Annotated in this window: 7 protein-coding genes and 4 tRNA genes; all 11 read right to left on the reverse strand. The window is 40.7% G+C overall.

Going from position 1 to position 6,872, the window contains the following annotated elements; genetic code table 11:
- Positions 1-322 precede the first annotated feature (322 nt).
- The 11 genes from ACWXWT_RS19410 to ybgC all read right to left on the reverse strand — a co-directional run bounded on the left by ACWXWT_RS19410 (position 323) and on the right by ybgC (position 6,520).
- A tRNA-Lys gene (locus ACWXWT_RS19410) sits at positions 323-398 on the reverse strand.
- A 164-nt stretch (positions 399-562) separates the two neighbouring features.
- A tRNA-Lys gene (locus ACWXWT_RS19415) sits at positions 563-638 on the reverse strand.
- 123 nt (positions 639-761) lie between these two features.
- Positions 762-837: transfer RNA gene (locus ACWXWT_RS19420), tRNA-Lys, on the reverse strand.
- A gap of 123 nt (positions 838-960) precedes the next feature.
- Positions 961-1,036: transfer RNA gene (locus ACWXWT_RS19425), tRNA-Lys, on the reverse strand.
- Positions 1,037-1,326: 290 nt separating this feature from the next.
- A complete protein-coding gene (ybgF, locus tag ACWXWT_RS19430; RefSeq protein ID WP_456043219.1) occupies positions 1,327-2,064 on the reverse strand; it encodes a tol-pal system protein YbgF in 738 nt (245 codons plus the stop codon).
- Between the two features lie 54 nt (positions 2,065-2,118).
- Complete coding sequence (pal, locus tag ACWXWT_RS19435) at positions 2,119-2,655, reverse strand: peptidoglycan-associated lipoprotein Pal (RefSeq protein WP_456043220.1); 537 nt, start codon at positions 2,653-2,655, stop codon at positions 2,119-2,121.
- 23 nt (positions 2,656-2,678) lie between these two features.
- Positions 2,679-4,007: a Tol-Pal system beta propeller repeat protein TolB gene (tolB, locus tag ACWXWT_RS19440; RefSeq protein WP_456043221.1), complete on the reverse strand. Its 1,329-nt coding sequence runs from the start codon at positions 4,005-4,007 to the stop codon at positions 2,679-2,681.
- A gap of 41 nt (positions 4,008-4,048) precedes the next feature.
- Positions 4,049-5,011, reverse strand: coding sequence for a cell envelope integrity protein TolA (gene tolA, locus ACWXWT_RS19445; protein ID WP_456043222.1), 963 nt, complete (start codon positions 5,009-5,011; stop codon positions 4,049-4,051).
- A complete protein-coding gene (gene tolR, locus ACWXWT_RS19450) occupies positions 5,012-5,440 on the reverse strand; it encodes a protein TolR (RefSeq protein WP_456043223.1) in 429 nt (142 codons plus the stop codon).
- A complete protein-coding gene (gene tolQ, locus ACWXWT_RS19455; protein ID WP_456043224.1) occupies positions 5,440-6,129 on the reverse strand; it encodes a protein TolQ in 690 nt (229 codons plus the stop codon). The genes tolR and tolQ overlap by 1 nt, the downstream gene beginning before the upstream one ends.
- The gene (gene ybgC, locus ACWXWT_RS19460; protein ID WP_456043225.1) at positions 6,119-6,520 is read right to left on the reverse strand and encodes a tol-pal system-associated acyl-CoA thioesterase; all 402 of its coding nucleotides are present in this window, start codon (positions 6,518-6,520) and stop codon (positions 6,119-6,121) included. The genes tolQ and ybgC overlap by 11 nt, the downstream gene beginning before the upstream one ends.
- Positions 6,521-6,872 lie beyond the last annotated feature (352 nt).

Raw genomic sequence — 6,872 nt, forward strand, 5'->3', positions numbered from 1 at the left:
GCATCTAACGAAGCATAAAGGACTTTGAAACCCGCCAGAATGGAGTCTCTCAGGTATTCCACTTCTGTGTTACATCGATTTAAAAGGCAACAACCATTTCTACATCAATGTGCCTTGAATTGAAAAATCTGAGAGACTCTGAACTGACCAGATATTTAATGGGATTGGTATTACAAGGGAGCAACCATTCTTTCAACAATATGCCTCAAACTGAAAACCTAAATACCTTTAATCGAATGTATGATTTATGAAACTGGCACAAAGCAGAATAAAGCAAGCGGCATTAAGCAAATAAACTTGAATAACAACAGAGTAGTAAAGGTGGTGGGTCGTGAAGGATTCGAACCTTCGACCAATTGGTTAAAAGCCAACTGCTCTACCAACTGAGCTAACGACCCATCTTGGTGTTGCGATGTATATTCTTAATGAAGCAAAAGCCAACTGTCTCTATTTCAAGACCCACTGAGCTAACGACCCATTTTGGTGTTGCAGAAATTTATATTCTTACTGGAGTGAAAACCCCATTTTATAACGTTTAAATTGTTTGCCACCATTTAAAAAGTGGTGGGTCGTGAAGGATTCGAACCTTCGACCAATTGGTTAAAAGCCAACTGCTCTACCAACTGAGCTAACGACCCATCTTGGTGTTGCGATATACATATTCTTAATGAAGCAAAAGCCAACTGTCTCTATTTCAAGACCCACTGAGCTAACGACCATCTTGATGCTGTATTTAAATTGTTTAATCACCATTTTAAAAGTGGTGGGTCGTGAAGGATTCGAACCTTCGACCAATTGGTTAAAAGCCAACTGCTCTACCAACTGAGCTAACGACCCATCTTGGTGTTGCGATATACACATTCTTAATGAAGCAAAAGCCAACTGTCTCTATTTCAAGACCCACTGAGCTAACGACCATCTTGATGCTGCATTTAAATTGTTTAACCACCATTTAAAAAGTGGTGGGTCGTGAAGGATTCGAACCTTCGACCAATTGGTTAAAAGCCAACTGCTCTACCAACTGAGCTAACGACCCATCTTGGTGTTGCGATATACACGCTCTTAATGAAGCAAAAGCCAACAGTCTCTATTTCAAGACCCACTGAGCTAAAGAACCATTTAAGATTTTAAACGACAATCTCAAATTAAGTAGTAACTATCTTAACGAGATTAATATTTAAAGCCTCCCCAGAAAGCTATGCCGTAGAAAGCTATGCCGTTCTGAGGGCGCCTATAATACCTTTTTCAATTTCTCATGCAAGCGCAAATTTATAATTTCTTGTTGTTTGCATGAAAAACAGACTAAGAGGCTGTTTTTTGTCTTAATTAGCCTTTCAATGCAGAGAGTTGCTGCTGTGCAAGACGTGCAGAGGCACTATCAGCATATTCTTTCAACACTTTGTTATAGAGCGCTCTTGCCCCTGCCGCATCATTTTCTTTTTCCGCAATCATACCTAATTTAACTAAACTATCACCACGTTTATTCGAATCAGCAAATTTGCTCACAACAGTACTAAAAGCTTGTTTAGCGTCGTTGTATTCACTCTTATTATATAATAATTGACCTAACCAATAGTTTGCGTTAGCTGCGTAATTCGAATCTGGGTACGTGGCAATAAAGTGACGAAAAGCAGGTATTGCTTCATCGTATTTTCTATCTTTAAGTACTAAATTAACGGCAGCTTCATAACTGCCAGTTTCATCTAATGTCGAACTCGCTGCAGCAACCGATGTCGCATCCGTTTGAACCGTAGCGACGGGCGTCGATGACTTAGCAGTAAGATTAGCAATTTCCTCGTACAACTGGCGTTGGCGCTGTAACATTTGATTCATTTGATAATTTTGTTGCTCAGTAATGCCTCGTAGGTCTAATACTTCATTTTGCAGTGCATCCATACGACGTTGCATGTCAAAGTCGCCTTGTTGCTTTGCTTTGATGATGCGCTCTAACCTTGAGACTCTGTCATCATTTGAACCAGCCACAACATCTTCAACTGGCGCAGGAGCAGCAATAGCCGTTGCCGTGGTAAAGAACATTGCCGCAACTAATATGGCTTGCTTCATTTTTATCTCCTAAAAAAGGCCAACCGATAACGGTTGGCCTGGCATTTTTAACACTTAGTAAACTAATACACCGCGACGGTTTTTAGCAAAACCATTATCAGTGCGAGAATAATCCAACGGTTTCTCTTCACCATAGCTGACTATGCTCATTTGACTTGGTTGTACACCCATACCTTGTAAATATTTTGCTATCGCTTTAGCACGACGCTCACCTAATGCGATATTGTATTCTGGAGTACCACGTTCATCAGCATGACCTTCAATCAACACACGAACATTTGGATGCTCAACTAAATAGTTTCCATGAGCCTGGATTATTTCAGCGTTTTCACTTTGCACTTCACTACGGTCAAAATCAAAATAAATGATGTTTTGACGACGTAATTCTTGCTCTTTTAAACGCTGTTGTTCTGCAGGGCTTAGTACAGGAGCTACACCACCGGTTTCAACTCCACCTGCACCATAATCACTACCAGTACCACTCATAGAACTGTTAGCGTCAGTTTCAGAGTCTGAAGTTGAGCTACAGGCACTCAGTGCCATAAGCGGAACTGCAACCAACATAGCTTTAAACAACTTATTCAGATCCATTTTAAATCCTTATCAATATCTATTTAGAGAAACGGAGACCATGCTGGTGACTTCACCTCGCCCTGGCCGACAGGCAATCTTGCTTTAAATCTGCCGTCCATAGAAACAGCAGCTAATACTTGTTTACCTTGATGGGTTGTACCATAAATTACCATAGTGCCATTAGGGGCAACACTTGGAGATTCATCAAGTTGAGTTGATGAAAGCACCTGCATAAAGCGTGTTGCAAGATCCATTCGAGCAATATGGAATTTACCATTAGTACGGTTTACAAAAATCATACTACGACCGTCTGGGGTAATTGAACCGCCTAGGTTCCATTCTCCTTCAAAAGTCATACGAGAGACTTTATTTGTATCTAAATTTACGCGATATAACTGTGGTTTCCCGCCACGTTCCGAGGTAAACAAAATTGATTTACCGTCAGGGAACCATGATGGTTCAGTATCTATTGCGTAATGATCCGTGATCCGTCGACTAGCTTTTGTCGCGATATCGACAACATAAATCTCTGGTTGGCCATCTTTTGACAGTGTCACCGCTAATTTTTTTCCGTCTGGAGAAAATGCAGGTGCGCCATTAATCCCATCAAAACTACTCACAAGAGTGCGTGTTTGGCTGTAAATATCTTGAACAAAAATTTCGGCTTTTCTATTTTCAAAACTGACATAAGCTAAACGACGCCCATCAGGAGACCAAGTCGGTGACATCAAAGGTTCTGGTGAACGTAATAACATTTGTTCATTATAACCATCATAATCTGCAATCATAAGATGGTAAGGTGCTTTTTGGCCTTGCTTTACAACAACATATGCTATGCGAGTTAAAAAAGCCCCACGAATACCAGTAAGCTTTTCATAAACAATATCACTAATACGGTGACCATATTGTCTAAATTGATTTGCACTGATCACGGTTTCACGACTTTCAAGCAATAACTCATTGTTATTCTGTGGTCCTTTCCCCGCTTGAAACTGAGCCTTAACCAAATCAATCAACTCAAAGCTGACTAAATATTGGTCCGCACCATATGGCTTAACCGTGCCAACAACAACGGCTTCAGCTTCTACATTAGTCCACGTTTGAGCCGTAAACTCATTGACTGATGAAATAGTTGACTGTGGCAATGCACGCACATCAAGTGACTTAAATGTACCACTACGAGCCAAGTCGGATGCGACCACATCCGAAATTGACGCAGGAGCTGGACCTTGTCCTTGCCATACAAAGGGCACGACTGCGATTGGTCTTGCAACATCAACCCCTTCTGTAATCACAATATCTAACGCTGCGCGAGCGGGTGTTGTTAACACTATAAATACCAGTGTTAACCATTTAGCCAAATTCTTCATGCGACTCCTTTAACTCAATTCCATCATAAATACGGTTAATATTAATTAAATTCCGGTGAAACGGTTAAATTAATTTCTTTTAATTGCTGATAAACAGCTGGCTCTGGTGATACAGGCAAACGACCAGCTTTATTTATCGATGCTTTGGCTGCGCGACAAACAACTTGATCACCATCCAATGTTTGGCTGCTTGTGACAAATCCGTCTGGCGCTAGGCGAATAAACACTCGGCAACTCTTACCTCTCATAGATTCATCAACCACTAGGTTACGTTGAATAGTGGCACGTATCATCGCCGTATATTTCTCTACCTCGGATAAAACTTGTTTATTACGCGTTTTAGAAAGTGAATCTTGCTCTGCTGCCATTGCTTCTGCCATTTCACGCTCTTGACGAGCTTTAGCATCTGCTTCCGCTTTACGCTTACGTTCAGCATCTTCTTTGCGTTTACGCTCATCTTCAGCACGTTGGCGCTCTTCTTGTGCTTTTTTAGCCGCAGCTTCTTCTTGCTTACGTTTTTCCGCTGCTTGCTTCGCAGCTTCTTCAGAGGCTTTTTGTTCTTGCTCTTTTTGCTTACGAACTTCTTCAGCTTTTAAAGCACGTTCTTTCTCTTGTTGCTGCTTAATCTGAGCGGCTTTAGCAGCATCATTCGCTTTTTGAGTTTCAACTTCTTTCTGTTTGCGCTGGATCTCCAATGTTTTAATCTTTTCTTGTTCGCGCTCACGCTCACGTTTTGCTTCTAAGGCTTTACGCTCGAGTTCTGCCTGCCGATTTTTTTCTTGTTGCAGCGCTTCTTGCTTTTGCTTCTTTAATTGCTCAACTCTGTCATTCACTTTCTGTTGATCAATCACAATAGCTTGTACCGCTGGCGCACTTGCCGCAGCCGTTTGCATGTGTTTAGGTTTATCATCAAAACTAATCCCTAAGGCCAGAATGACAATAAATCCAATATGAATACCAGCTGAAATAGAGACCGGTATGGTTAAATCTGATTTCCCAGCCACCTATTTCTCCTTGGGTGAATCTGTCATTAGCCCTACGGCTGGTACACCCGCACGTTGCAAACTAATCATTAATTGAATAACGCTTTCATAAGGAATAGTACGGTCAGCTTTTACAACGACAGGCCTTAATGGTTCAAGCTGAATTAATGCTCCCACTTCTGTAGAAATTTGCTCTAAATCCATCGCATTAACATTAGAGCTACTGCCAACATTTAAAAAATACTCTCCTGCAGCATCGATGGATGCCACAATAGGAGGTTTACTATCTGGCGGTAACGATTCAGCATTACCTTGAGGCAATTCAACTTTAACCCCTTGCGATACAATAGGCGCTGTCACCATAAAAATGATCAACAACACCAACATAACATCGATATAAGGTACCACGTTGATTTCAGCAACAGGACGACGTCGTTTACGCTGATACATTAAACAGCTTCCTTCTCGCTATATGCTTGACGTTGTAAAATATTGGAGAATTCTTCCATAAAGTTGGCGTAAGTCATTTCAATTTTATCAACTTGCGTTGTAAAACGGTTATAACCAATAACGGCTGGAATAGCAGCAAATAAACCCATTGCAGTAGCAATTAAGGCCTCAGCAATACCTGGGGCCACCATCGCTAACGTGGCATTTTCGACTGCACCTAAAGCAATGAAGGAGTTCATAATCCCCCAAACTGTACCAAATAACCCAATATATGGACTCGTAGAGCCGATAGTTGCTAACAACGGCAAATGGTTTTCTAGCTTTTCCATTTCACGCGACAAACTGACTCGCATTGCTCGAGTCGTTCCGTCCATCACAGCTTCAGGGGCTTTACTGTTAACCTTACTCAAACGAGTATATTCTTTAAAACCAGCGACAAACATCGCTTCTAAGCCAGAAATTGCACTACCACGAGCGGTCAATTCTTTGTAAAGGCGGTTTAAATCAACACCAGACCAAAAGGTATCTTCAAAACGTAATGACTTAACCCTAGCCGAGCTTAATAATTTGTTGCGTTGCAATATCACTGCCCAAGAGGCAATCGATAATGTCAGTAAAGTCAGCATGACTAACTTTACCAACACACTGGCTTCTAAAAACAAACCAATAAATGAAATTTCAGCGTGCACTGTCAAACTCCTGAACAATATTTAGGGGAATAGCACGGGGACGCATACGTGATAAAGATATACACGCGACAACGATTGTCGCTTCACAATAGCAATCACCTTGATGATCTACTAAGCGCTGGTGAAATACCAACGACACTTTTTTTAATTCGACAACTTTTGATTCAACCACTAAATCTTGTTCAAATTTTGCTGCTTTTTTAAAGTCTAACTGGGCATGTTTGACAACAAAAGCAATATCATTAATCAACAGTTCCGCCTGGCGAACACCAAATGATTTTAACCATTGACTACGGGCTCGTTCAAAAAAATTTAAGTAATTCGAATGGTACACAACACCACCGGCATCGGTATCTTCGTAATAAACAGAAATAGGCCAAACAAACATAATCTGAACAACAATTTTTAGGTTATAAAAGTTGGCTTACTATACCGAGTACCAACACGCTTGTGAATAATGTACCAACGGAAAATCAGACTTTATTTTGCTCAAAATGCGCTAAAACACACTAAACACCTCAGGAACTGTAATAGATGAAGCTTTATTAATGTATTTTCTAAAATAATTTAACAATTTATTAAAAATAATCGTGTGTAAATAGACTGTTTTTGGTAGTTAATACCAATCCTATTAAATATGTGATCTTTCAGCGGGAGTTCAAAGTGCTGTAGGCAAGGCAGATGATTGAAGCGAATAGTGATCCTCGGTAACAAGCTCCTGCGTTACTCTACCTCCAGTATCT

The sequence above is a fragment of the Shewanella sp. A22 genome, from assembly GCF_053850585.1.